Annotated in this window: 24 protein-coding genes and 1 pseudogene; 10 read left to right on the top strand and 15 right to left on the bottom strand. The window is 69.2% G+C overall.

The features are described 5' to 3' along the window. The first annotated feature begins 136 nt into the window (after positions 1–136). The 10 genes and pseudogenes from ACZ5C2_RS34735 (at position 137) to ACZ5C2_RS34780 (ending at position 10,187) form a co-directional block, all read left to right on the top strand. Positions 137–1,048 carry a DUF4326 domain-containing protein gene (locus tag ACZ5C2_RS34735; protein ID WP_468800224.1) on the top strand — a complete coding sequence of 304 codons (912 nt, stop codon included), beginning with the start codon at positions 137–139 and terminating at the stop codon, positions 1,046–1,048. Further along, positions 1,048–1,665 carry a hypothetical protein gene (locus ACZ5C2_RS34740; RefSeq protein WP_468800226.1) on the top strand — a complete coding sequence of 206 codons (618 nt, stop codon included), beginning with the start codon at positions 1,048–1,050 and terminating at the stop codon, positions 1,663–1,665. Before ACZ5C2_RS34735 ends, ACZ5C2_RS34740 begins: the two co-directional genes overlap by 1 nt. Next, positions 1,658–2,545, top strand: coding sequence for a DUF5131 family protein (locus ACZ5C2_RS34745; protein ID WP_468800228.1), 888 nt, complete (start codon positions 1,658–1,660; stop codon positions 2,543–2,545). The genes ACZ5C2_RS34740 and ACZ5C2_RS34745 overlap by 8 nt, the downstream gene beginning before the upstream one ends. Before the next feature lie 160 nt (positions 2,546–2,705). Further along, positions 2,706–3,158 carry a hypothetical protein gene (locus ACZ5C2_RS34750; RefSeq protein ID WP_468800230.1) on the top strand — a complete coding sequence of 151 codons (453 nt, stop codon included), beginning with the start codon at positions 2,706–2,708 and terminating at the stop codon, positions 3,156–3,158. 278 nt (positions 3,159–3,436) lie between these two features. Next, a complete protein-coding gene (locus ACZ5C2_RS34755) occupies positions 3,437–3,631 on the top strand; it encodes a hypothetical protein (protein ID WP_468800232.1) in 195 nt (64 codons plus the stop codon). Positions 3,632–3,986: 355 nt separating this feature from the next. Then, positions 3,987–5,354: a DUF1643 domain-containing protein gene (locus ACZ5C2_RS34760; RefSeq protein WP_468800234.1), complete on the top strand. Its 1,368-nt coding sequence runs from the start codon at positions 3,987–3,989 to the stop codon at positions 5,352–5,354. 73 nt (positions 5,355–5,427) lie between these two features. Next, on the top strand, positions 5,428–6,591 hold the full coding sequence (locus ACZ5C2_RS34765; RefSeq protein WP_468800235.1) for a ParB/RepB/Spo0J family partition protein: 1,164 nt from the start codon (positions 5,428–5,430) through the stop codon (positions 6,589–6,591). Positions 6,592–6,606: 15 nt separating this feature from the next. Then, the gene (locus tag ACZ5C2_RS34770; protein WP_468800236.1) at positions 6,607–7,455 is read left to right on the top strand and encodes a ParA family protein; all 849 of its coding nucleotides are present in this window, start codon (positions 6,607–6,609) and stop codon (positions 7,453–7,455) included. A gap of 243 nt (positions 7,456–7,698) precedes the next feature. Beyond that, a pseudogene (locus ACZ5C2_RS34775) lies at positions 7,699–8,382 on the top strand (DUF2637 domain-containing protein); the annotation flags it as partial. A 1,364-nt stretch (positions 8,383–9,746) separates the two neighbouring features. Next, positions 9,747–10,187 carry a DUF3846 domain-containing protein gene (locus ACZ5C2_RS34780; protein WP_468800238.1) on the top strand — a complete coding sequence of 147 codons (441 nt, stop codon included), beginning with the start codon at positions 9,747–9,749 and terminating at the stop codon, positions 10,185–10,187. Positions 10,188–10,214: 27 nt separating this feature from the next. Here ACZ5C2_RS34780 and ACZ5C2_RS34785 read toward each other — a convergent pair whose 3' ends face one another. The 15 genes from ACZ5C2_RS34785 to ACZ5C2_RS34855 all read right to left on the bottom strand — a co-directional run bounded on the left by ACZ5C2_RS34785 (position 10,215) and on the right by ACZ5C2_RS34855 (position 23,220). Further along, the gene (locus ACZ5C2_RS34785; RefSeq protein WP_468800240.1) at positions 10,215–13,664 is read right to left on the bottom strand and encodes a LysM peptidoglycan-binding domain-containing protein; all 3,450 of its coding nucleotides are present in this window, start codon (positions 13,662–13,664) and stop codon (positions 10,215–10,217) included. Further along, on the bottom strand, positions 13,664–14,116 hold the full coding sequence (locus ACZ5C2_RS34790; protein ID WP_468800242.1) for a TadE/TadG family type IV pilus assembly protein: 453 nt from the start codon (positions 14,114–14,116) through the stop codon (positions 13,664–13,666). Before ACZ5C2_RS34790 ends, ACZ5C2_RS34785 begins: the two co-directional genes overlap by 1 nt. Beyond that, complete coding sequence (locus ACZ5C2_RS34795; RefSeq protein ID WP_468800244.1) at positions 14,116–14,595, bottom strand: TadE/TadG family type IV pilus assembly protein; 480 nt, start codon at positions 14,593–14,595, stop codon at positions 14,116–14,118. The genes ACZ5C2_RS34790 and ACZ5C2_RS34795 overlap by 1 nt, the downstream gene beginning before the upstream one ends. Further along, positions 14,574–14,999 carry a TadE family protein gene (locus ACZ5C2_RS34800; RefSeq protein ID WP_468800246.1) on the bottom strand — a complete coding sequence of 142 codons (426 nt, stop codon included), beginning with the start codon at positions 14,997–14,999 and terminating at the stop codon, positions 14,574–14,576. The genes ACZ5C2_RS34795 and ACZ5C2_RS34800 overlap by 22 nt, the downstream gene beginning before the upstream one ends. Continuing rightward, on the bottom strand, positions 14,999–15,214 hold the full coding sequence (locus tag ACZ5C2_RS34805) for a hypothetical protein (protein ID WP_468800248.1): 216 nt from the start codon (positions 15,212–15,214) through the stop codon (positions 14,999–15,001). The genes ACZ5C2_RS34800 and ACZ5C2_RS34805 overlap by 1 nt, the downstream gene beginning before the upstream one ends. Before the next feature lie 34 nt (positions 15,215–15,248). Then, the gene (locus tag ACZ5C2_RS34810; protein WP_468800250.1) at positions 15,249–16,133 is read right to left on the bottom strand and encodes a type II secretion system F family protein; all 885 of its coding nucleotides are present in this window, start codon (positions 16,131–16,133) and stop codon (positions 15,249–15,251) included. After that, on the bottom strand, positions 16,130–17,080 hold the full coding sequence (locus tag ACZ5C2_RS34815; protein WP_468800252.1) for a type II secretion system F family protein: 951 nt from the start codon (positions 17,078–17,080) through the stop codon (positions 16,130–16,132). The genes ACZ5C2_RS34810 and ACZ5C2_RS34815 overlap by 4 nt, the downstream gene beginning before the upstream one ends. Then, positions 17,077–18,576 carry a CpaF family protein gene (locus tag ACZ5C2_RS34820; protein WP_468800254.1) on the bottom strand — a complete coding sequence of 500 codons (1,500 nt, stop codon included), beginning with the start codon at positions 18,574–18,576 and terminating at the stop codon, positions 17,077–17,079. The genes ACZ5C2_RS34815 and ACZ5C2_RS34820 overlap by 4 nt, the downstream gene beginning before the upstream one ends. Next, a complete protein-coding gene (locus tag ACZ5C2_RS34825) occupies positions 18,566–19,393 on the bottom strand; it encodes a hypothetical protein (protein WP_468800256.1) in 828 nt (275 codons plus the stop codon). Before ACZ5C2_RS34825 ends, ACZ5C2_RS34820 begins: the two co-directional genes overlap by 11 nt. Beyond that, the gene (locus ACZ5C2_RS34830) at positions 19,393–20,100 is read right to left on the bottom strand and encodes an SAF domain-containing protein (RefSeq protein WP_468800258.1); all 708 of its coding nucleotides are present in this window, start codon (positions 20,098–20,100) and stop codon (positions 19,393–19,395) included. The genes ACZ5C2_RS34825 and ACZ5C2_RS34830 overlap by 1 nt, the downstream gene beginning before the upstream one ends. Positions 20,101–20,121: 21 nt before the next feature. Next, positions 20,122–21,021, bottom strand: coding sequence for an ATP/GTP-binding protein (locus tag ACZ5C2_RS34835; RefSeq protein ID WP_468800292.1), 900 nt, complete (start codon positions 21,019–21,021; stop codon positions 20,122–20,124). After that, positions 20,967–21,569 carry a hypothetical protein gene (locus ACZ5C2_RS34840; RefSeq protein WP_468800294.1) on the bottom strand — a complete coding sequence of 201 codons (603 nt, stop codon included), beginning with the start codon at positions 21,567–21,569 and terminating at the stop codon, positions 20,967–20,969. The genes ACZ5C2_RS34835 and ACZ5C2_RS34840 overlap by 55 nt, the downstream gene beginning before the upstream one ends. A gap of 270 nt (positions 21,570–21,839) precedes the next feature. Then, positions 21,840–22,448, bottom strand: coding sequence for an OmpA family protein (locus ACZ5C2_RS34845; RefSeq protein WP_468800296.1), 609 nt, complete (start codon positions 22,446–22,448; stop codon positions 21,840–21,842). A gap of 11 nt (positions 22,449–22,459) precedes the next feature. After that, complete coding sequence (locus ACZ5C2_RS34850) at positions 22,460–23,032, bottom strand: hypothetical protein (protein ID WP_468800298.1); 573 nt, start codon at positions 23,030–23,032, stop codon at positions 22,460–22,462. A 59-nt stretch (positions 23,033–23,091) separates the two neighbouring features. Further along, complete coding sequence (locus ACZ5C2_RS34855; RefSeq protein WP_468800300.1) at positions 23,092–23,220, bottom strand: hypothetical protein; 129 nt, start codon at positions 23,218–23,220, stop codon at positions 23,092–23,094. Positions 23,221–23,392 lie beyond the last annotated feature (172 nt).

Raw genomic sequence — 23,392 nt, forward strand, 5'->3', positions numbered from 1 at the left:
CCCCCCCCCCCCCTCCCCCCCCCCCCCCCCCCCCCCCCCCCCCCCCCCCCCCCCCCCCCCCCCCCCCCCCCCCCCCCCCCCCCCCCCCCCCCCCCTCCGCACGTCCCCGCCCTTCATCCCCGAGTAGGAGGCACCCTTGCACCCGATCCGCCTGATCTCCTTCGGCTACCTGCACCTGCCCACCGGCCCCGACGGAACCCCCGTCCCGCCCGCCGCCGACCGGATCGGGGACGTCCGCGACCGGCTCCGCGACCCGGCCGCCGCCCGCGACATCCTCGACCTCGACGGCCTCAACTCCCGCGTCCAGGACGTCATCCTCAACACCCCCGGCGCCCGCGAGCTGCTCGCCAACCTCGTCGACTACGCCGACCTCCCCGCCGGCCCCCGCCGCATCGCCATCGGGTGCGCGGGAGGCCGGCACCGAGTCGGGCCACGGCCCACCTGCTGGCCCGACGCCTTCGCCGCCGCGGCCACCAGGTCCTCCTCCACCACCGCGACATGCACCGGCCCGTGGTCGAACGCGCCGCTGCCTGAAGGCGCCCCGTACCGCCCAGCCTCGCCCGCCGGGGCTCAAGGGCGATTTCGACGCCGTCCACCGACTCCGCTACGAGGACCTGGGCTTCTGATGCGAACCAAGCACTCTGCTGCCACGCCAGTGCCAGCACGTATCCAGCGAAAACGCACCAAGGGATGGCGCGCCGGGAGCGCGAGGGTCGTCGACCGCAGCAGCCGCTACGGCAACCCCTGGCGCTTCGAGAACAGCCTCGTCATCGCACCGAACGGCACCACCCGGGACATGGGCACACCGGCTGCCGCCCGCAAGGAGGCCAGCGCCCGATACCGCTCCTGGCTGGACGGCGAGGGCCCTGACTTCTACACGGTCGGCCGTAAGACGTTCGACCGGCGCCGTGTCCTCGCCGGCCTGAGCCGCCTGCAGCGCCGTGACCTGGCCTGTACCTGCTCGTTGCCCCGCCCAGGCGAGCCCGATCACTGCCACGCGAACGTGCTCCTGGAGCTGGCCGCACACCCCGAGAGGATCACCACGTGATGGGACCCATACCGGTGCCGTCCCCGCGCGGCTACCGTGCCGCGACCCTGCACCTGACCCTTGACCCTGCCGAGCACGCCCGCCGCCAGCAGACCGGCCTCGGGCACATCAGCGACTCACACTGCGCCCTGCTGGACACGCTGATGGTCCTCCCGACCGGCGCCCCCTTCCCGGTCGACGGCCTCACCGAGCGCCAGCAGAACGCCGTACGCCGCGCCCCCGCCGGGATCCTGGACCTGACCCTCGGGATCGTCACCCGGCACGCCATCCGGCCCTGCCGCGTCGACCTCGCCACCATCCACGCCACCTGCACCCGCGACAGCATCGGCCGAGCAAGCTACTACGCCCCGTTCTGCACCCGCGCCGTCGTCACCCCCACACCGCCCCGCCGCAACTACCTGCTGTCCGAGGCGAACTACTGGGGAATCGGCGTCTTCCTCGACCACGGGAGCGGTGAGCTCGAGACACTCGTCGAGCCCGATCTGTGGCGACCGAAGCGGCACACACCCGCCGCCTGGCGCTTCGCGGAGGCCGCGTACGCCTCCTATCTCTCGCGCACCCCAGACCCCCAGACGGCCAAGACCCTCAACAACGCAGGAGAACAGACCCGTGGGTGACAACACCGGCATCGAATGGACGGACTGCACCTTCAACCCCTGGTGGGGATGCTCGCGGGTCTCGCCCGGATGCAAGAACTGCTACGCGGACCAATTCGCCCGCCGCTGGGGCCTCGACCTCTTCCACCGCGGCGGCGAGCGACGGATGCTGTCCGACCAGTACTGGCGCAAGCCCCTCGCCTGGGACCGCCAGGCGGAGGAGAGCGGCGTACCCCTCCGCGTCTTCACGGCCTCCATGGCCGACGTCTTCGAGGACCACCCCCAGGTCACCGAAGCCCGCGGGCGTCTCTGGCAGCTCATCGAGCAGACCCCCTGGCTCCGGTGGCAACTGCTGACCAAGCGGCCGGAGAACATTGCGGCCATGGCCCCGTGGGGCGACGCCTGGCCGGACCACGTCTGGATCGGCACCAGCGTCGAAGATCAGCACTACGCCGAGGAGCGCATCCCCCTCCTCCTGAAGGTCAACGCCGCCGTCCGGTTCCTCTCGTGTGAACCGCTTGTGCAGCAGATCGATCTGGAGCCGTACCTGGCCGACGGCACTACCGGCGCAGGCATCAACTGGGTCATCGCCGGTGGCGAATCCGGTGCCAAGGCCCGCCCGATGAACCCGGCGTGGGCCCGCAACCTCCGGGACCAGTGTGACGCAGCGGGCACGCCCTACTTCTTCAAGCAATGGGGCGCGTGGGCGCCGTCCGGCCGCATCGCCATCGGCGGAAACCAGCGTGGCCACGCCCTGGTGGGCGACCCGGTCGACGGACTCGGGCACCGCGTTGAGATGGTCCGCCTCGGCAAGAAGAAGGCCGGGCGCCTCCTGGACGGCCGACTGCACGACGCCGTGCCGCCTCTCAGCCCTGCCAGGGCAACAGCTTCCGAAGCCTGACTCCCCTCGGCGGTCTTTACGCCGTAAAGACCGCCGCCCTCCGCCTGTCCTCATGGCGCCGCCTGCGGAGGACACCGCTGATACCCACTGCCGGAGATCTGCCAGACGACCGGCAACCGGCTGACAGCAGGGGCGCCAGCCCCGACCTCGGGAGACACGAATGGACCCCACCCCACCGCCCCTCTTCCTCCCACTGCCCCCGGTCCCCGACGCGCGGGCAGCTCTCGTCCGTGACGATCCCGCCTGGCCCTTCCGATCGGCGTGCGCAGCCGGCGGAGGCATCGCCCACCTCCGGGTCTGGAAGGCCGAAGGCGAAGGCCACGTCGCCATCGTCACGGAGACCGGCCTCGGAGCCTCCACGACCAACAGTGCGGGCGAGATCTGGACGGAACTCACCGCCTGCTACCCCGGCCCGCTGGTCCTCTTCGAGCACTGGCCCGCTGGCAACTGTGACGACCATGACCGCCTCGACCAGGTCGCGATGGAAGACCGGCGCCCGGCCTGGCGCCGCATCTGGCCAACCGCCCCAGCCAACCCCGATCACGACCTCTGCACGGCCTGGATGCAGGCGTACGGGCACGACCTGCTCGGCGTATCCAACCCAGCCGTCTGAGCAACACGAGCAACAAGGCCCCGCCGTCGCCCGCGTAGTTCTGGAGCGGCTGCGGGGCCTTGTCATCGCCCCTCCTCCACTGCGACACCCGCCCCGGCCCGTCTCCTGCGCGGTTGCTTGCGGACCAGAACGATCTCTGCACCCTCTTTACGGCGTAAAGACCTCCCGAGTGGTCCCACCCGGGGAGCAGGGGACGGACAGCACACCCACACACACGGTCCAGGGCCGAAGAGGGCCACGGCCGTACACATCGACAACCTGCCTTCAGGGAGGCAGCAATGCTCGAAAGTACCGACTACATCGAACCCGGCGACCGCCCCGCCGCCTGGATGGCGCTGGCCCGCGAGTACGCCGTGCGGAACTGGCCCCGACACGAGATCGCCTATGCGCTGTGCGTCGACGAACCCACCGTCGACCAGCTGCTGGCCGATGGGGGAACGGCGCAGCCCGAGGCCACCGCACCCATCCAGTGAGCACAGCGGCCGCCCGCACCTGGCGCCCGGACGGACCTGGCTCCTTCCAGGCGCGTGCCGGCGTGCGCGCCGTGCGGGACCGTGATGGACGCCTCTGGACCCGCGGCTCAACCCGCTGGACGTGCACGAGCACGCACTGGATCCGGTGGCGGGTCCTGATCGCCGAACACGGGCCGGTCACTGAAGAACCGGCCCCGTGACCCAGGCCGGCGCACCAAGGGAGCCAGGCCGCCTCCACCCCGCCGCCCGCCTCTCGTGCCCGGCCGCCCTCGATTCCCGTCCACGGGCTTCGGAACAACGGCCCCACCCAAGCCGCGACTCTCTTCGACAACTCCCGTCGTACGAACGGACAGCCATGGAATCCCTTGAACAGACCCCCACCGCGGCCCCTGAGATACGGCGCGCCGCGGTCATCTCGGACTGCGGCCGGTACCGCTATCTCTTAGTGCGGCAATGGGAGAACACCGGCCCCACAGCAGTGTTCGTACTGCTGAATCCCAGCACCGCTGATGGGACCAGCGACGACCACACCAGCCGGCACTGCATCCGCTACGCCCGGAGCTGGGGCTGCGGCGCCCTGCTCATCGTCAACCTCTACGCCTGGCGCGCGACCAAGCCGATCGAGCTGCGGACGGTCGAAGATCCGGTAGGCCCCGAGAACGACGCCTTCCTGTACGCCGCGGCCGCCACCGCCGAGGACTCCGGCGGGCCACTCGTCGGGGGGTGGGGCACCCATGCCCAACCGGACCGCATCTCCGCCGCCCTCGCTCTGCCTCACATGCACCGACTCAGCGCCCTCGCAGTCACCCGGCTAGGACAGCCCCACCACCCGCTCAGGCTGAGCCAGGCCCGGACGCCTGCTAAGTGGACACCGCCGAGCAATCAGGCCGCTCCCTCGCCACCGTGGCAGGGCGAGCCCAGTACTGCGCTGGCCGTGGTCATCATGCGCCCCGGCCTCCCCGACATCCGGCTGGGTCCTTATGCATATCCGCACCAGGCGACCTCGGTCGCGAGCAGCCTGCGCCTCCAGATGCACAGCACCCAGCACGTGGACGGCACCACCGTGACCGTTCAGCCGTACCGGCGGCACCTCACCTACCAGGATCCCCACGTCCCGACGGATCCCTTCCAGCTCGCCAGCATGATGGATGAGGAGGAACCCAGCGCGGTGATGGGGCACGACTTCCCCGACCTGTGGGCACGACTTCCCCGACCTGTGGGCACGACTTCACGCGCAGGAGGGCCACGACCGTGCGAGTTCCATCTGGCGCGCGGCCGGCACCATGTACGACGCGATGCACAGCGAGGCCGTCCCCGAGTAGGCACGGCGCCCAAGAGGCGCTTCGCATCGACCATCCACCCCGCAGTCCCTCGGCCGATCCGCGCCACGAAGAGCCCCGCACCCTGGACACGCTTCCAGGGTGCGGGGCTCTTCGTGTTTCACGGCCGGTCTTTACGCCGTAAAGAGCCTGCCGCGCCCGACCGAGGCGGGGAGCCCTCCTCGCTGACGCAGAACGTTCAGGTACTGGAGACCCGTGGGAGTGAAGCCCTGCAGCAGCAGCCAGCGCTGAAGGGGCCGATTCGGATTGCCCAGTTGACGCACTGGGCAGGGTGCCGATGGCGGCCACCAGGTCCGCCGCCAGGCCCGGCGGCACCTCGCGACGCCGGTCTTTACGGCGTAAAGACCGGGGGAGTGCGAGCCGTGGCGTGCTCTGCTCGTTAAGCTCCAGCCCGAGAACCCCCATCGAGTACCACCCTCAGGAGCGTGAATGGCCGGGGCGCACAACACTCTGTCCGTGGCGGAACGACGGGCCCAGCGGGAAGCGGAGCGACGCGCTGAGGAAGACCGCCAGCGCGCTGAAGCCGAGCAGAGAGCTGCAGGCAGCGGCTTCGACGTGGCGATCGAAGAACTCGCCAACAACCCCCGCAACGCCCGCGAGCAGCTTGAGGGACTCGAAGGGCTCGCCGGCACCTACGAGTCCGTCGGCCTGCTCCAATCGGTCGCCGCGATCCCGGCCGAGGTGTTCAAGGCGGCCTTCCCGGAGAACGCGGACGAGATCGGCGACGCCCGCTTCGTGGTCATCGGCGGCAACCGACGCCTTGCGGCGGCCCGCCTCGCGGGCATGGACAAGCTGCCCGTCCTGGTGAACAGGAAGGCCACGACACGCAAGGACATTCTGGTCGCAGCCGCCACTGAGAACCTCTCCCGCGAGGAGCTCAAGCCATTCGAGGAGCTCGCGACCATTGAAGAGCTCAAGAAGGAATTCGGGACCTACGATGCGGTCGCCAAGGTCCTCGGGAAGTCAGGCGGATGGGTCTCCCAGCGCCGGCGCCTGCACAACCTGCAGCCTGAGGTCCGCCAGGCCCTCGAGGAACGCATCCCCGGCATGACGATCGAGCTGGCCCGACAGCTCGGCACGATCAAGGACCGCGACGAGCAGCTCGCTGCCTGGGAGCAAGAGAGGGCCCTGGCGGCCGCCCGTGATGCTGAGCCCAAGCCCGACAAGGGCCGAAAGCAGGGCAGTGCCAGCAAGAAGGCCGCGAAGAAGTCGGTCCCCAAGCAGGGCGGCGCCAGTGGTGACGAACTGGACGAGGCCACCAAGGCACGGCGAGCAGCGTGCCTGGCGACCGTCTTGGATTTCACTGAGGATGCATCCCGGCTCCACATCATCGCCTTGCAGACCTCAACCGCCCCGGATGAAGCTGTTGCGCTCGCATCTCAGTGGCTGGGCGAAGCTGGCGTCGGTGCCTCAGCTCTGAGCCTCCCGTCGCTCCCCGGCGACGAGGGCAAGGGCCGGCAGGCGAGGGCCGCACTCGCGCTCTCGCTCGCGCACTGCGAGATCCACATGGCGCGCAACGGCGGCAACGACGCCGCACACGCCAGCGCCTACCTGGACTGGCTCGGCACGCACACCGACTACCAGCAGGCCGACAACGCCGAGTCCGTCCTCACCGCGTAACTACGGAGACCCTTCGTGACCACAGACGCTCAACCCCTCCCGGAGGACACCGGACGCAAAACCCGCGTCCTCGTGTGCACCAACGGCTCCGCCGGGTCCGGGAAATCAACCACAGCCGCCGCTCTCGCCTACGCCGCAGCCAAAAAGAAGAAGAAGGTCTGCGTCATCGGCTTCGACAAGCAGCGGGACATCTCCCGCCTGCTCGGGTACGACGACCCGGACGGAGACGAAGACCTGCCCACCCTGTACGACGTGGTGGACAAGATCTGCTCGCTCGCCGAAGCAGTCGTGCCAGCCCTGGACAGCAAGACCAAAGAGGTCATCCCGAATCTGTGGGTCGTGCTCGAGTCGAAGAAGCTCGAACGCCTGGACTTCAAGCTCGCGGGCGAGACCGCGAGGGAAATGTGGATGTTCCACCTCATCGGTGAACTGCGAGGGCGCTTCGACCTCATCGTCTTCGACTGCCCCGGCGACGTGAAGCTTGCGACTATAGGAGCGATCATCGCCGGAGACGAAGTCGTCGGCTGCACCAAGTCCCAGGAGAAGGAAGCACGCGGCCTCACCGAACTTGAGGACAAGATCGCCGAGGTGGCGAGAGCGTACGGTCACACGGGCATGCCCACCGGCATCGACTGGGTGGTCATCACCGAAGGCGTCGAGCACAACTCGCAGGGCAAGGTCTACAAGGACATGGAGAACCAGCTCCGGGAGGCCTACGGAGACATCGTCCTGGAGACGGTCAGCGACGACGTGAAGGTCCCCGAGGCCTACACGGCAGGCCAGCCCGTGACGCTCTTCAACCCGAACTGCCGGGCCGCCAAGGCCTACACGAAGATCGGTCGCCAGATGAACCTGTACCGATGAGCTCTTTACGCCGTAAAGATCGCCACGCGACCCCCGGAGCCCCCGCGCCGGGGGTCGCCTCTTTACGGCGTAAAGAAGCCGCAGGGGCTGCAGCAGGAGCGGTCACGCGGTCACTTTTCGCTGACGATCCGCAACAGACGTCCTCCGTGACCCTCCAACCCGCCACGCCTCGTGGGAGTGTGAGAGCTGCTCATTAGTGAGGTACGAACAGGGGAGTGGTACGTGGCTGCGGGGAATGGTGAGATACCCCAGCTGACCCGAACGCATCGGGTCCTCATCGGCGTCGTCGTGTTCGGCGCCGTCATCATCGCCGGCATCGGCTTCGCGGGCTCGTACGCGGCCGTCCGTGAGCTGGCCGTCCAGAAGGGCTTCGGGAACTTCTCCTACGTCTTCCCGATCGGCATCGACGCAGGCATCTGTGTCCTGCTGGCCTTGGATCTCCTGCTGACCTGGATCCGCATCCCCTTCCCCCTTCTTCGCCAAACAGCCTGGCTGCTGACGTCAGCGACCATCGCCTTCAACGGCGCGGCGGCCTGGCCGGACCCGCTGGGCGTGGGCATGCACGGCGTCATCCCGATCCTATTCGTGGTCTCCGTCGAGGCGGCCCGGCACGCGATCGGCCGCATCGCGGACATCACCGCCGACAAACACATGGAGGGTGTGCGCCTCACCCGCTGGATCCTCTCGCCCGTGCCCACGTTCCTGCTCTGGCGACGTATGAAGCTCTGGGAGCTCCGCTCCTACGACCAGGTCATCAAGCTGGAGCAGGAACGCCTCGTCTACCAGGCAGCCCTCCGCTCCCGCTTCGGCCGCGGATGGCGACGCAAGGCCCCCGTCGAGGCGCTGATGCCGCTGCGACTGGCCCGCTACGGCGTCCCGCTCGCCGAGACCGCGCCTGCCGGTCTCGCCGCAGCCGGAATCGAGGAGCCGCCGATCCAGTTCACCCTCGAGCGGGTCTCCGCCCCCACGCGGCCGGAAGACTCCGTACTCGACACCGCGGCGGGGCACGAGCAGCCAGCGGCCGAGCTGGAGAGCGCAGCGGCGGAACCAGGCCAGGCTCCGGTCTCAACTCCGGGGACTGAGCTGCCGGAGGATCCGCAGGAATCGACCGCGGAAGCCGCTGAGCGGTTCGCCGGGGCATACCAGGCGTTCCTCACCCAGTTCCAGGCTGAGCCGACCCCCACGCAGTGGGCCTACTGGCTCCGCGACACCTATGGCATCTCCACGGGATCCGGTGACCCGCTCTCCGAGGACCAGGTGCAGCCGCTGCTCCAGGTCCTCCAGGCGCGCTACGCGCTCGATACTCAAGAGTCCGCCGCTACCGACGAAGCCGAGCCAGTCGACCAGTGGTACGACTACTTCCACAGCGCCTGGCGTACCTACGCGCAGGAGCACGGCGCGTACCCGGATGCCGCCGCCCTCGCCGCGTACGTGTACGAGCGCGACTCCATCACCGGAGACGGTGGCCGTCCCATCACGGGCGTCGACTTGGCAGCCTTCGTCGCGAGCTTCCAGGAGCACGAACTCGGAAGCAGCGAGCCACCCCCGGCTGAGACTGCCGCGGACCCTGGTGAGCATGTCGCTGCAGAGGTTCTCCCGGAGGGGGAGCCCGAGACGGCGCCCGCCGGCGCGGGCGCACAAGCCGCCAAGGAGCAGCGCACCCCGCGGGTGAACGCCGCCATCGATGACGCGCTACCGGAAGAGGGCGGCACGCCGGACGGGCCTGTCGGCTTGACCACCGTCGACCGCTACTACCTAGCGTGGATGGAGTACCAGGCACAGAACGGAGGCGAACCGCAGTCCTCAACGCGGGAGGCCGAGGAACTGTCCGCCTACTTGGCCAGCAAGGGAATGCGCGGCCGTGGTGACAAGCCGGTCAGCCCAGCCACCCTGCGCCGCTACCTCCTGCCGTTTCGCGTGTACAACATCTGGGCCGAACAGCGGGTGCGCAGCGATGTGCCGTCACTCGACGCCGTTGCGCAGGAGTGCGCAGCCCAAGGAATCACTGCGCAGTACAACAAGCCCCTCAAGGCCGACTACCTCGCCGAGCAGGCCGTCGACTTCGAGCGGCGCTGGCAGGCCCTCGGCCGCCACCACGCCGACGCGCAGCAGTAAGTCCGCCACCACGCACCGGTTGCGCATTAGCTCAGGTCACACTCGCCAGCCTGCGCAATGAGAAGAAATCCCTGATCAGCGGCGCATTGCGCAGGCATTGTGATCATTGCGCAGCCTGGCGTTTCGCATCCCTGCGTATTGCGCAGCCCCGCCCCTGAACCGACAAGGAGGACCAGATGCACGCCCTGCGCATCGACCCGGACGCCACCGTCACAGACCTCAACTTGCCCGCCGCCGATGCGCAGTCCGCGATCCAGGAGCACCTCGGATCCGATGCCGTCGACCACGGGGTCTACCACCGGCGGGCCGTTCTGCACATCCACGGCAACGGCAGGTATCTCGGTCTTCCCCAGAACCTGGCCGCATGGGCCCTGGCGAGTGCGTGGCGCGGCATGACCCTGTACCCACTGGCCGGCCACATCGTCGTCACGGGCCGCACAGAGAGCGGCGACGTGACGACCCTCGACGACGACCTGGTGCAGCACGCGAAGGCTGTTGCGCACACCGTCCGCGACACCCTGTCCGAGTGGCGTGCACGCCCTCCCGCCTCCAATGAGGCCGCCGCCAAGGAACTCCTCGCGTACGCAGCCCGCGACGTCGCCCCCCGCCAGAAGTGACGCGCCGAGCATCTGCGCTCACATCAGCTAGAGGGCCTTGCGTGCCGCCGGACCCGGGCCGTTGAGGAGCTCGCTGATGAGCTGCTCGGTCTCCGTCTCCAGCGAGCAGTCGAGCGCCCGATTGACCTGTTGGACGCGGGTGATGGCGGTGTGCAGTCCCTGACGGTTGCCTGCCGCAGCCTCAATTCTGCACCAGTCGCGATACAGCAGTTCCGCAGTATCGTCGACGTCGAGGCCGGTCGCGACGGCCTGGCGGGCCGCGCTGAGGTCGTGGTGCGGACCCGTCGGCGTGCGGTAAGTGGCCACGGTGTGCGCGACGTCGATGATGCGCGTGATCATTTCCTGCTGGTACGGCTCGGCCCAGGGCAGGGGCTTGCCGCCGAAGGGCCGGCCCCGAACCAAAGTGAGCGCCCTCTCCAGATCGGTCAGGCCAGCCGGCCCCAGCGGCAGGGCACGCTCGACGAGTTGAAGGAAGCGTGTCCAGTCGCAGCGCACGCCGGGGGAGAGCCGGTAGGGACTCTCGCCGGTCTTGCGGCGCGGCACGTAGGGGTCGCCGGCCGGGTCGTTCCCCAAAGAGCGACGCAAGCCCTGCATCCGGGCGTTGAGGGTGCTTAGCGACCAAAGGCTGACCGGATCCATGTCTGAACACAGGGCGTCGGCGCTCCGCCCGGGCCGGAAGAACAACAAGGCTGCGAGTTGCGCCATCCGCGGGCCGTGGCCAGTGCTGTCCACGCCGGTCACCTCGACCGGGCCCAGGACCCGGATCTCCGGCGCGTGCAGGTCCTGCGCCTCGCACTCCTCCTTTCGTTCCTCGGCGGAGTCCTCGCGGCCGTCACCCTCCGCGGCCTCTTCTCCCGTGGTGTCCGCGGCCGCCACGGGCTCGGGGTCCGGGGGCGCTGATTTGATGTCTGGGCCTGGCCGGGCGTCAGCCTGAGCCGACGTCGTGGGCAGGAGACGAAGTCCAGCGGGATCGGAGCTGGCGGCGAGCAGAGCAGGGAAGACTTCGCCGCCCACGTCTGCTGCCGCCGCCACTGCCAACGACGGGCTCGGGGGAGCGGACGTGGGCGCGATGGGTTCCTCCGATACGGGAGGATCCGGCTGCTGCACCGTGTCGGGCTCGTCCGGGACGTCCTGCCAGGGACCCTCGGCCGGGTGGGACGGTTGCCCGGACACCTTCAGCGCGGTGGTGATCTGTACGTAGGCGGCGTGCTCCAGACGCTGCACCGTGATGTCGATGCCGGCGTAGTCGAGGTTCTGCGGCTCGCTGAGTGAGGCGTTGAGGATCTCCGCCTCAGGGAAGTGTGCTGCCGCCGAACTGGCCGGAGCGACCAGGGTGACGGGCACCGTGCCGGACTTGTCGATGACATCGGCGAACTGCCAGGCCGTGTCTGCGTCCAGAGACGACGCGCACAGCAGCAGATACGGCTGATGCTGGGTCTCGGGCATCTGGTGCGCTTCCAGCAGCCGCTCGGACAGATCGCGCAGTGCGTGGGCGGCCTGCCGCATGTGGGCAATCCGCGCGGTGGGCAGCAGTTGCGGCAGGTCCTCACCGAACCCGATCGTCACGACCTCGACTTCACTCGCCCACGGACTCATCCCGAGCTCCAGGGCGAGAGAGGTGCACACCTCGGAGATGTGGACCGGATTGCCGTCCAGCAGCAGCGCAGGCAACTGCGCGAGATTGAGCAGCAGAAGCTCACCCGCCTCGGTGCTGCCGACCGTAACCAGCCCTGGATACGGTGCCGGCACCTCACGGGCGGCCTCCTCGTCCAGGAGGACCGCATCAGAGGGCACGACCCACCAACCGGCCTGTCCGGAGACGAAGGGCGCCTGCGCCTCCTGGGAGAGATCCTCGGGCAGCACCTCCACCGCGCGGGCGCCGATCCGTGCGGCCCGCAGCGGCGGCACGAGCGCAGCGTCCTCCTCCTGGGCCGCCCGGTGAGCCAGGGTTCGCAGCGCCACGTCAAGGCGGGCAGCGCCGCCCGGCTCGGCGGCCGCCGCCAACTGGGCCTCTGCGGTGGACGTCTCCGACGCGATAGCGATCTTCTCGCCAGGCTTGCGGCGGCGGCGCTGCAGCGTCCTGCGCAGCGCGAGAGCTCCAGTGATGGCGGCGGCCAAGAGCGCGCTGGCGCCGAGAACGGTGCGCAGGTTCAGCGGGCCGCTGGCCGGGGCCGTCACCGGGGCATCAGACGCCGTGGCGGCGGGTGACGAGGTAGCGGAGCCGGACGACTCAGCCGATGGCGAGGCGGCAGAGGGCGAGACGCTGGTGCTCGGCCCGGGCGTCGGGGAGGCCGATGCGGACGGGGAGACCTGATCCTGCCTCCCGTCCTCGGCGGGGCGGCTCGCCTGAGTGCTGGGGGCCGACGCTTCTGGTGCGGGAGCAGCGGTGTGGCTGGGCGCGGGCACCTGTTCATCCCCTGTGCTCCCGCCCGGCGTCTGCTCACCGTCGGGCTTCTGCGTGGCCGGGGGAGTGGTCTCTCGGCTCTCCGACTCATCACCGCGGTCATGGTCTTGGGGCGGCTGGTCGGCCTGGGCGCCGGGCACAGTGACCTGCTGTCCCGCGTAGATGACGTCCGGGTCGGAGATGGCGGGCAGCCCGTTCGGCTGCGGCTTGTCCCGGCTGGCCTCGAACAGGCGAAGCCACTCGTCACCGTCGCCAAGCTCCTTTTCCGCGATCTTCGACAGGTAGTCGCCGGAGTGGACCGTGACGACGTGCTCGCCCTTCTCGTCTGCAGCCGGGGCGCCGTCCTGCAGCTGCGTACGGACACCTCCTGCCGTATTAGGCATCTCCAACTGCCAGCCGGGCTGCAGAAAGCTGTTCGCGCGGAAGACTTGGCCACCGACCATGGTCCGGCCCTCGTTCAGGTCGGCGATCTCCCGCCACCGCTCGCCGTCCCCCAACTCCCGCTCGGCGATGCCCCACAGACTCTCGGCGGGCCGCATCTCGCGCACCGTGTACGACGTGGGGGATGCCGAGGTGCTCGCAGCGGACGCGGGGGGCTGATCGGCTTCGGTGGCCTGCGGGGCATGCGTCGCCTGGCCGGGGGTGAGGGCTCCGGTCGTGGCTGGCGCGGCCTGCGCGTCGGAGGCCAGAGCCGAACTCGTGGGCAGCAGGACCAAGATGCTGCCGATCAGAAGAGCGGCGGCCCGCTGTGAGGAGCCCAGACCGCGCGGGGCGCGCCAGGTCCGGCCACGCAGCTGCGCGATCAGCTCACGGACGGCGCAGAACGCGAACTGCGCCCACCCGATCCAGCCCACCGCGACGAGTAGCAGCAGAAACACCGCCCCGGTGTCCTGCCGGTCCAGCAAGTGCATGAGGTCGTCGTGGGTGGCATCCCAGATGGCCGGGGTGACCCAGACCAGCAGCAGCGGCAGCCCGGCGACCGCGGCGGCCAGGACGATCAAGCTCAGCACGGCCTTGAGGACCCGGGCCAGGGTGCGGCCGGCCGTCGCGGTGGGGGAGGGGGTGGTGCGCATCAATTTCCTTCAGGAGCAGTGACGCCATGCAGGAGGGTGGCCTTGCCATGGCCGGTCACCGACAGAGAGCCGATCCCAACCACCGACAGAAACTTCGTGTCGTACGAGCCGGTGACGTTGACGGTGAGGGTCTTGCCGTCGCCGGACACGCTGACCGTGCCGGTGGCGCCGGCAGAGCGCAAGTAGGCCTGCGCGGCGGCAGCCGCGTCCTGTGGATCCACGACGATCGCGTTGCCGCTGATGGCCTCGGCGGGATCGATGGCCTGCCCGCCCGCCCGGGCCGCTTCGCCGGCGACGTAGTCGGCGCGTTCCGTGGCACGCATCTTGCTCCCGCCGTCGACGGCGACACCGATGATCCCGAGCAGCGCGATGACGCACACGGCGACGAACACGGTGATGCCTCCGGCGTCGTCCAGCCGCGTTCGCCGTAGGCCTGCATGACGGAAGATCATCAGTCACCCCGCTGCCGGTACTGGTCCACTACCGAGGTGGCGGTCGACGTGAGCGTCTTCGCTCCGGGAACCCCGGGAAGTAGCAGACCGGAGAGATTGACCGTGCAGGTCACGGTCGCGGTGACCGTCGCTACCTGTCCCACCGGCACGTTCAGACCGCCCGTGTTGATGCTGACGCTGGTCGAAGCGCACTTGATGCCCTGGTCGCCCAGGGACTCAGCGGCCGCCGCCTGTGCGGCGCCCTGTGCGGCCCCCGCAGTGCGGTGAATCGAGGCCTCCCGCGCCGCGTCCTCGGCTGCCGCGTCGATCTTCGCCCCGGAGGTGACGAGGCGTCCCCCGGCGATAGCCATACAGATGAACATGATCAAGGCAGGGAGGATGATGGCAGCCTCGATCGCGGCGCTGCCCTCATCGCTGCGGAGTCTTCGAGCCCATCGGAACGTGTCTTGCACGTGGTTCACTCTCCCGGGACGGTCCATCGCTCCACCGGACCGGACGCCGACTGCGTGACCTGCAGGCCCGAAACGCCCGGGATCATCGACATGGCCGTGCCGGAGACCTGAACCTGCACACGCTCCCCGCTGCTGCTGGCCGTGACGCTGTAACCCCGCAGGCTGTCACCCGCGGCGCGCCCCAGCACCTCGCGGGCCCTGGCCGAACCGTCGGCCGGACTCGCCTGGTAGGCGCGAGCTGCAGTGAGGCCCTCGCGGGCAGCGGTCAGCGCAATCTGGCGGGCGTAGTACCACATGGAAGCCTGGATGACGGCGATGGTGGCCAGCAGCACGAACGGGTAGACGATCGCCATCTGGATGGCCGTGTCTCCCCGGTCATCGCGCCATCGTCGGTCGCGCCACCAGGCTCTCAGCCGATCGCCGCTTTTCATCAGATGCCGGCCAGGTTTCCGTTGTACTTGGCGATCACCACGGCGATGGTTCCGGCGATCACCAGGGCGCCCGTGACAGCGGCGACCCAGATGATGACGGTGGTGATGCTGATGTCACCCCTGTCAGGGCGACGCGCGGCCTCGGCCGTGGCCTCCTGAAGGCGCATGGCCAGCCAGCGGATGGCGCGGTAGGAACGGGCTGCGGTGTACTTCATCGGGAGTGCTCCAGAACATGTTGAGAACGGTCGGTCAGACGGTGAGCATGCGGATCACCGCGGGGAACGCCATCAGCAGCATGACCAGTACGGCGAGGAGAGCTCCGGGGGCGGTCATCTTCTCGCTGGCTGCGTTCGCCTCGGCAGCCTGCGCGGCCAGGAGTTCGCTGTTGAGGGCGGCGGTGCGGGCCCGCAGCGCCTTGTAGACGGCGGCGCCGTCGGTGGCTGAACCCCGCATGATGTCGGCGACATCGTCCAGGACGGGCAAGTCGTAGGTGTCGGCGAGTTCGGTCAGTGCCTGATAGGGCGGGATCTTCTCCAGCCGGGCCCGGCGCAGCGCTGCCTGCAGATAGAGAAAGGGCCAGCCGCGGCCGACCTCGGCGGCCTTCTCCAGTGCTTCGGCGGGGCCGGCGTCGGCGGCCCGCTTGAGTGCGACCAGGTCCAGATAGGCGGACAGGGCGTGGGCGAACTCCTCCCGCGCCCGCTTGGCCTGGTCCCGCACCGCGAGATCCGGGGTGATGAACAGCAGCCCGGCGATGAGGAGGCCGACGGCGGCGGGAACGTAGAACGGCAGGGAGATGCCCGCGATGATCCATGGGATGGTGACGAGCACCGGGCAGAGCAGGCCGAGAGCGGCGAGGGCGGTCTTCTTGAGCATGAACTGGCCCGGCCCCTGACCGAGCAGGGCCAGGTTGGTGGTGGGGATCCGGACGCCGGGCAGGCGCTCGAGGCGGGCCAGCAGCCACCGGCCCCACCGCTCTTCGCGGTCCAGTTCAGGCTCGGGCAGGGCCAAGGCCGTCGGGGCGCTGCGTGCGAGGGCCGGGCCCAGCGCGGGCTGGGCGCGCAGCAGTTCCCGCACCAGCAACGCGAGGCCGGCGCCCACGGTGCCACCGGTCAAGACGACGGGAAGCAGGTTCACGGGGTGACTCCTTCCGGCTCACGGCCGGCGACCGGCATGTCCGGATCAGCCACGGGTACGGGCAGGCGGACGGTGCTGGACGGGTCGGCGATCAAAAAGCGGGGGATGCGGCGGAAGGATCCCAGCTGCCGCATCAAAGCGAGCACGCCGATGAAGGCGGCCATCAGGAAGGCGAGCACCAGCTGGCCTAGCAGCGTGGAATATGGCTTGGTGTAGGCAGGCACGAAGAACCCGGCCACTACGACGCCCACGGTGAGGATGGTCATCCACCGCACCGTGGTGCGGGGCTTGGCCCGGTCCGCCTCAATCGACCGCTTACGGGCGACCTCGTCGCGGACTGTGCCCGCCAGGTCCTCCAGCGCCTGCGCCAGACCCGGACCGCGGTCGTTGACCGACAGGATGAGCGCGGCGACCACCTTGTCCGCGGTGACGTCGTCGAGTTCCTCGGCGAACGCACGCAGCGCCTCCTGCGGCCGCCAGCCCAGACGCAGCCGGTCGGACAGGTTGACGATCTGTGGGGCGAGCTCGTCCGGTGCCCCCTGACGGCTGGTGATCATCGCCTGTTCGAGGCCCATCCCCAACCTCAACAGCCCGGCCAGGCGTTGGGTCCACTCGCTGAGCGCCTCCAACTGCCCGATACGTTCCTGCGCCAGCTCAGCCGGGGCGATCAGCCAGGGCACACCGATGACGGCCGAGCCGAGCAGCGCGCCGCCCACGAAGTTCCCCGACACCAGCCACACGGCGACGAACACCACAACCGCCACGACGGTGAAGGTCCGCCGGCGCAGCCGGACGTCCTCGGCCTGTTCAGGGCCGGAGCGCAGGGCCTGCCACCGCTGCCGCAGCGGAGCCCGGCGCGGTGCGGTCGTGCCGAGGAGTCCAGCCACGGTGCCGATCAGCCCGCCGATGACGGCCATGCCGCTCAGCAGCCCCCACAACAGGATCATCGGCTTACCCCCACCTTCAGCGGCAGCGGCGCCTGCCAGGCCCCGTAGGGCTGCTGCAGCAGAGCGGAGTCGAAACCGACGCGGCGCAGGTCATCGATACAGCCCGGATCCATCCGGGGCACCGCCCGCAGCTCCCCGAACTCGGAGCCGGGGGAGAAAATCTCGTTGGTCGCGGGACGTCCGGACTCGCCGATCCCGGTCAGCTCCAGGACATGGGAGACGTAGCGGTGGCGGCGGCCGCCGATCTGCGTCTCGTCCGTCATGTCGACGTACACGATGAAGTCCAGGCCGTTGGCGGTCTGCCGGTAGGCGAGCTGCTCGGACAGGTTCTCCTGGGCGAGCGCGTACAGCTCGGCGATCCGGTCGAAGATGATGTCAGGCCTTCGGGCGTGGATGGTGCACAGGTTGCCGCCCGACCCGTTCGTCAACGCCTGCATCATGGCAACGACTTCAGGTCCGCGGACCTCGCCGACCACGATCCGCTCCAGCGACATCCGCAACGCGGGATGCATCAGATCCAGCAGCGTGACCTCGCCGGCACCCCGGCCGGTGACGTCCTTCTCCCCGTTGGACTCACGGCCCACCAGGGAGACGACCTGGCGGTGGTAGCCGTTGGCGTGGGCGAACAGCTCGTCCTCGGTCTGGATGGTGGCAAACCGCGTGTCCGGGTCGAACTCCTTGAGCATCGCCCGCAGCAGCGTGGTCTTCCCCGCCTTCTGCTTCCCCGCGATCATGATGTTCTTCTCCGCGCGCACGCACGCGCCGAGGAAGTCACGCAGGACCGGGTCGATCGTGCCGAGCCGTACCAGGTCGTCGAGATCGGCGTGGGAGACCCGGTGCCGACGGATGACCGCATAGGTCATCGGCCCCAGCCCGGAGATCGCCTGCAGGCGGGAGCCGTCCTGCAACGACAGAGCCAGCGTCGGGTTCGCGGTGGAGATGGTGCGCTCGTTGTGCCCAGAACCACGGGCCAGCTCCCGCAGCAGCTCCAGCAGTTCCTCTTCGGAATCGGCGATCGGCCCGACCATGCGGCGTTCGCCGTCGCCGTAGTCCAGCCACACTTCGTGCGGGCCCTGGATGATGATGTCCTCGACCCGCTCATCGTCCAGATACGGCTGCAACCTGCCGGCCCGAAAGAGCAGGTCGTACACGGCACGCCGGAGTGCTTCGTCTTCCTGCGGCGCCATCGCCTGGGCGTCCGACCACACCGCGACAGCCTCGTTGATCCAGTCCAGGCACCGCTGCTCTTCGCTGGCCCGGTCCATGTCGGGCGTCGTCTTGAGCAGTTCCTCGCGCTGCTTGGCGACCTGGGCCGCGATGTGCCGGGCGACTTTGTAGTCGACGGTGACCTGAGGCGTGGCGGCGCCGAGCGCGTGCGTACTCGAGGTAGTACCGGCCGGCGCGGGTGCGCCGTTCGCCTGATGCGGCCACGCCTGCTGGGGGCGGCCCGGCTGCGGAGCGACCGTGGGATCGGGGTGCAGAGGCCTAGCGCGCACGGGTCACCTCCCCGCCCGCATCCAGCGCGCCGCGCGGGTCGAGGCGGGCCCGGCGCATGGCGGCCCGCTGGACCAGTAGCGTGCTCGTCGTCCTGGCGGCCTTCATCAGCGGCGACTTGGTGAAGTGGCGAGGCTGGTCGGTGCCGTCGGACAGCACACGGGCGTCCTTCGGCGCGCAGGGCAGGGTCGCCACCACCGGCACCTGCAGCACCCGCTGCACCTCGCCTGCGGGGTACGGACCTTCGTCGATCACCAAGAGGCCGACGTCGCCGACCCGTTCCTCCAGTGCGCGTACCCGGCCTTCCGCGGCCTGCAGACAGCGCAGGGTGTTGCGCACCACCACGAACACGGCGTCGGCCTGCTCGGCGAGGACACCGGAGGGACCGAAGGCTCCCCGGCGGCCGAGGTCGATCAGGACGTCGTGCCCGCTCGCGGCCTCGATGCCGCGGAACATCTGTGCCAACACCTTCCACACCGAGCCCAGGCTGGCTGCCTGGGCGTGGTCGGTGATGCCCGGGAGCAGCAGCCGGTCGCGTGGTGACTCTTGCTTGCCGTCCTCGCTGCTCAGGTCGATCAGCTGACGCCAGAACGCGTCGCTGAACTCGCCTTTGCGGGCGGCGACGGAGAGGTTGCGCAGTCCGTACCGGTCGCCGAGCGTGCCCTGCAGCAGGCCGTGCAGCACGGCTCCGCCGTCCGGGTCGCATTCGGCGAGGATCATCCGTCGGCCCGGGTCCAGGGGCCATGACAGCAGCAGGGCGAGAGCGCTCGTGGTTACGCCGGGCGCGCCGCTGCACCCGGCTAGCGCGATCACTGCCATCAGTTGCCGTCCGGAGCAGCGAGGACCAGGCGCAGGGTGCCGGCCGACACCCACGTGGCGGCGGTCGGGCCGTCCTGCGCGGTGGTGGCGACGTCGACGACCACGGTCCCGGTACCGGGAGCGGCGCTGGAGGCCTTCACAACCCGCCCGTCGATGGTCTCCGGCGGGGTGTTCGAGGTCTTGTCGGTGTCCGCCTGCCCCTGGGCCGGTACGTGGACCAGCTGCACCTTCTGGCCCGGCACAAGCGCCGTTGCAGGTACCTGCTCGGGCTTGAGTCCGATCGGCACCAGTTGCTCGCCCGCCTTCACCAGCGAGTCCTTCGTCACCTGAGAAGGGGCGAGCAGGGAGCCAGGCTTGAGCTCGACCGCGGCCCGCTTGCCCACGACCGAGTCCATGTCATTGCCGTGCACCGCCTTGACGGACGGGTCCAGGGCCATGGAGGCCTTGCCCAGGTCGTCTTCGGTCACGACCTGGCCGACCTGGACGTCGCGGACGACGGTCACCACCTCGGTGCGGTTGCCGACCTGCAGCAGCAGGACGGCAACTCCGGCCCCTCCGGCGGCGATCAGCGCCAGCGACAGGGCGATGACACCTGGTCGCCGCCGGCGGGCCGACACCCGCGGGGGAGCGATAGGTCCGGTCGGATGCCCGCGCTGGGGGACGCCATTCGAGCTGGGCGTGCTTGTACGTTCTTGGGTCTTGCTCAACGTTCTGTCCTTCCGGCGGCGTTACCTGACGACCTGCAGCTCGCCGATCGCCACCTGCACGTTGGTTTCCCGGATCTCGGCGAGCTGGCCAGCCGCTCCGCCGCCCTGCCAGTCGATCGTCCACGTCGAGGTCGCGGTGACCGGGAACTTGCTGCTCTTGGCACCGGCTGAGGTCTTGGAATACACGTGTCCGCAGGTCGGCGACTGCGCCATACCCTCGGAGGCCTGGTAGGGCGTGCCGGGGCCGTTGCACGTCACGCTGGCGCCGTCACCCATCTTCCATACGATCTTCGACACCTTCGCGGTCGCGGTCACGGTGATCCCGCCCGCCGACGCCGAAGCGGTGTTGGGCCCGTAGGTCGTGGCGCTCTGGTTGACCCACATCCACATCGGAACACCGACCGTGTACTTCCCGGCCGCACGCGGGCTGGCGATGTCCGGGCCGAGCAGCGTCATCGAGTCGACCGCGCGCTGAGCCAACTCCTGGGGGTCCACCTGCGGAACAGGGGGCTGGCCCTCTGGCACGATGATGAAGCCGTCAGGGTTGTTGAAGGCTCCGTCCGAGCACCCCCTGAAGTACATGTCGTACTTGGCAGGGTCTTGGCCCTTCCAAGCCGGGTGTTCGGCCGGTGGCTTCGGGTCAATCTTTGTGTACTTGCACTTCAGCTTGCTGTCGCTGCTGTCACTGCCGCCCTGTGAGCCGCCCGCCTGCCCGCCGCTGCCGCTGTTCTCGTCGTCGACGCCGACGCCGACGCAGAACTTGACGACCTGGCACTTGCCCGCATCGACGTCGGGATCATCGCCGGCGTGCGCGATGCCGGCCGGCGCCAAGACGAGGGCGCTGGTGAGGACGGCGAGACGTCGGGTTAGCAGGCTTGCTCTTGAGCGGTCAACTTCGTGACCATCCACTTCGTCCCCCACTTTTCAAGCGTTGCGGTGCTGACGTATTTGGTGAGCCGCGTCGTTGGCAGCGGGACCTTCTTCTTCGAGGCCTTGTCGATCAGCGTCCAGTTCGTCGTGTCGACGCAGTCCGCGACCGTGGCCGTGGGGATCTTGGCGTCGGTCACCTTGACGACCTTCGGATCGATCACTGGCTTTCCGGTGGTCACCTGTCCGGCCTTCCGCATGGCCGACAGGTCGTTCTCGATGTCGGCCAGAGCCTTGAAGGTTGTGTTCTTCTTCAGGTCGGTGCCCGCGGAGGAGGCCTTGCTGTAGGCCTCGGTCTGAGCGTCCCAGGAGCTGGTGTATGCCGCGATGACGGCGGCGTCCTCGGCGTCGGCGGTGGAACTGGGGGACGACGAGCCAGCTGTCTGAGTAGGGCTGGGAGCGGACGGTGAGGCGTCCGTGTCGCTGTCGCTACAGCCGGCCAGCCCCAGCAGACTGCCCGCGAGCAGCAGGGCGGTTGCGTGCTTCCGGGTGCGAACAGCGGCGCGCACGATCCGTGAAGGGCGTGGTTGTGTTGCAGTCACGTTGTCTCCCCGTACGACGCGGTGCGGTTCGACCACTGCCCCGACCCCCGGCATTCGGCGGCCAAGAACTGCGGTCTGGTCCAGCTGCGGTAATGCGTTTGCGTGACCGCTAGATTACGCATATGCCAGTCAACTTCCCGCCTTGATATCTGAGTTCACTCGTACATCTCGGGACGTATCCAGTCACTTTCGGAACCAGATGTCGATTTGTAGCTGTGTGCCCTTGCTCGTGTCGGCCACCGCGAACGGGGCGGCTTCGCACGGCCGGCGTTAGCCACCTGTTTGCGCGAACGAGATCTCCACGCGCCGGTTCTTCTTGCGGCCGTCCTCCGTGGAGTTGGAGGCGACCGGGCGCCGCTCCCCGAACCCGCGTGTCTCGAAGGTGACCGTTTCCGAGTGAAGTTCACCGGCCAGGACGGTCCGAACGGCGACGGCGCGCTGCTTGGAGAGGACGTCGCCGTGAACGGAAGACCCCAGGTCGTCGGTGAAGCCTGAGACACGGACTCGCGTCGCAGACCGCTGCTCAATCTCCCGGGCGATCACGGCGATGCGGGATCTCGCCGAATCACTCAGCCGCGCACTGTCCTTGGCGAACAGCACCTCGGCCTGGAGTTCGTACGTCACGTCGGCGTTCGTGTCCATGCGGCGCTCGGCGCCGTCTTGGTCCCCGACCATCCGTGTGATGTCGGCAGGGTCCGAGGCGAAATCGAGAATCTTCGCGGGGGCGAGGGTTGCGCCGCTGCGCAGGGCGAGGCCAAAGCCGCTCCCGTGGGAACTGGCGGAGGCCTGCTGCAGGCCGCCGGTGGCCGCGCACGGGGCAGCCGCCACGGTAGTGAGGGCGAGGAAGAAGACCGTGAACCAGGATCGCATCGGGCGCATCGCCGCGCACCTCACCCGGAGACCTTGACGCTCGCGGTGTCGAACAGCGGCAGTTGGAAGCCGACCGTGGTCGTGCTTGCCGGAGGGGCCGGGAACTGCATAAAGACGGGCACACTCTCCCTGGCCCTGAGCGTGGAGAGGCCGGTGGTGGTGAGCGGGCGGCCGTCCGTGTCGCGCAGAACGTAGTAGCGCTTGCTCCGCGCGAAGTCCACGACGGTCGCCCCGGCCAGCGATGGGCCCGTCCTGAGGACGTCGAGCTCGTTGCCGCGCAGTTCCGCAGGGACGACGACAACTTCGGCTCCGTCGTTCTTCAGGTCGCCGCGGACGGTGAGGTAGCCGGCCGGGTCCCGCTCGGCGGAGGTGATCGTGAGGGACAGGCCGTTCTGGCCCTTGAGTTCCGCCAGAGCCGCACCCGTCTGCGACTGCTCACGCGGTTCGGAGCTGCTGCCTGCCTGCTCGGCCGCTGACGTACGGTCCTGACCCGCGTCGCCGTCCGAGCAGGCGGCGACGCTCCAGGCCAGACCTAAAGCGATCACCAGCGCGCTGAGGCGTCGGCCGAACGCTGAGGTGCACCAACCGGTCATGGGCTGCTTCCTTTCGACGAGAGATCCGGTGAGCTGGGGCAGAGGAGGACGGATTCGTCTCACTCCCCCTGGCGGGGCGGCGGCCACACGGTGATCACGTCGCCGTCGAGGGTGACGTGCCGGCCCGGGAACCGGCGGCGCACCGTACGCAGATCGGCGAAGTCGAAGTCGCCGCTCCCCTGGATCACGCAGGCGTTCCCGACGTACGAGACGGCCTGCGTTCGGACTGGCCACCCGTCAGCAGTGGCCGTTTCGTAGATGCGAACGTCACCAGTGGCTTGTGGCATCTGGCATCCCCTAACGTCGTTGCACGCCAAGGCCGTTTCGAACAGGGGCCTCGTTGTGCAGAAGTAAACTAGT

This window comes from Streptomyces sp. NPDC031365 (genome assembly GCF_055569765.1).

Bases quoted from the DNA above. Each gene is read 5' to 3' on its own strand.
- ACZ5C2_RS34785 (WP_468800240.1), bottom strand. From the start codon at position 13,664: ATGCGCACCACCCCCTCCCCCACCGCGACGGCCGGCCGCACCCTGGCC.
- ACZ5C2_RS34815 (WP_468800252.1), bottom strand. From the start codon at position 17,080: ATGATCCTGTTGTGGGGGCTGCTGAGCGGCATGGCCGTCATCGGCGGG.
- ACZ5C2_RS34780 (WP_468800238.1), top strand. From the start codon at position 9,747: ATGCACGCCCTGCGCATCGACCCGGACGCCACCGTCACAGACCTCAAC.
- ACZ5C2_RS34740 (WP_468800226.1), top strand. From the start codon at position 1,048: ATGGGACCCATACCGGTGCCGTCCCCGCGCGGCTACCGTGCCGCGACC.
- ACZ5C2_RS34755 (WP_468800232.1), top strand. From the start codon at position 3,437: ATGCTCGAAAGTACCGACTACATCGAACCCGGCGACCGCCCCGCCGCC.
- ACZ5C2_RS34825 (WP_468800256.1), bottom strand. From the start codon at position 19,393: ATGGCAGTGATCGCGCTAGCCGGGTGCAGCGGCGCGCCCGGCGTAACC.
- ACZ5C2_RS34845 (WP_468800296.1), bottom strand. From the start codon at position 22,448: ATGCGCCCGATGCGATCCTGGTTCACGGTCTTCTTCCTCGCCCTCACT.
- ACZ5C2_RS34795 (WP_468800244.1), bottom strand. From the start codon at position 14,595: ATGGACCGTCCCGGGAGAGTGAACCACGTGCAAGACACGTTCCGATGG.
- ACZ5C2_RS34800 (WP_468800246.1), bottom strand. From the start codon at position 14,999: ATGAAAAGCGGCGATCGGCTGAGAGCCTGGTGGCGCGACCGACGATGG.
- ACZ5C2_RS34750 (WP_468800230.1), top strand. From the start codon at position 2,706: ATGGACCCCACCCCACCGCCCCTCTTCCTCCCACTGCCCCCGGTCCCC.
- ACZ5C2_RS34805 (WP_468800248.1), bottom strand. From the start codon at position 15,214: ATGAAGTACACCGCAGCCCGTTCCTACCGCGCCATCCGCTGGCTGGCC.
- ACZ5C2_RS34760 (WP_468800234.1), top strand. From the start codon at position 3,987: ATGGAATCCCTTGAACAGACCCCCACCGCGGCCCCTGAGATACGGCGC.
- ACZ5C2_RS34850 (WP_468800298.1), bottom strand. From the start codon at position 23,032: ATGACCGGTTGGTGCACCTCAGCGTTCGGCCGACGCCTCAGCGCGCTG.
- ACZ5C2_RS34790 (WP_468800242.1), bottom strand. From the start codon at position 14,116: ATGATCTTCCGTCATGCAGGCCTACGGCGAACGCGGCTGGACGACGCC.